Origin of the sequence: Paracoccus fontiphilus (genome assembly GCF_017356265.1) — a bacterium.
Classification (GTDB): Bacteria; Pseudomonadota; Alphaproteobacteria; order Rhodobacterales; family Rhodobacteraceae; genus Paracoccus; species Paracoccus fontiphilus.
On the sequence record NZ_JAFNAW010000185.1, the window covers coordinates 1 to 525 of the forward strand.

At 61.5% G+C, this 525-nt stretch carries 1 protein-coding gene; it reads left to right on the forward strand.

Going from position 1 to position 525, the window contains the following annotated elements:
- Nucleotides 1-396: M48 metallopeptidase family protein (locus J0F76_RS20785; protein ID WP_242690495.1), on the forward strand; the 396-nt coding region annotated here is incomplete at its 5' end.
- Between the last annotated feature and the right edge of the window lie 129 nt (nt 397-525).

Here is a 525-nt window from a genome sequence, read left to right on the forward strand (position 1 = left end):
ATCCGAAAGCCCGCATCGAGGAACTCATGCCCTGGAGCTTCGCGCAGCCGTCAAGCCTCGCCGCATAGGCCCACGCCGTCGCGCTTACTTCACATCAGGTTTCCGGAGCGGATCGAGCTCTGCCTCGGCCACTTCCCGAATCCGGAGGCATTCCGGCCGAAAGACCTCATCGTACGCCAGACCCGGCAGCGATGGGGGTCCATGTCGCCGGCCGGACGCCTGCTGCTGAACCGCCGCCTCGTGCAGGCGCCGGTCGACGCCATCGACTACGTGATTACTCACGAGCTCTGCCATATGGCGGAGCCTCATCACGGTGCTGCCTTTTTCGAGCTACTCGACAAGGTGATGCCCGATTGGGAGCGTCGGAAGCAGAGGTTGGAAAGGGCCATGGCCTAAGAACTTTCGACCCTGATCGCGGCAGACGCAAACGCGACTCCAGAGGTGGTCGCAGGAATTCGGACCAGTCGCTAAGCTTTGGCGATTGACGAAGGACTGATCCGCATGACGAAACGAAAGCGCTATTCG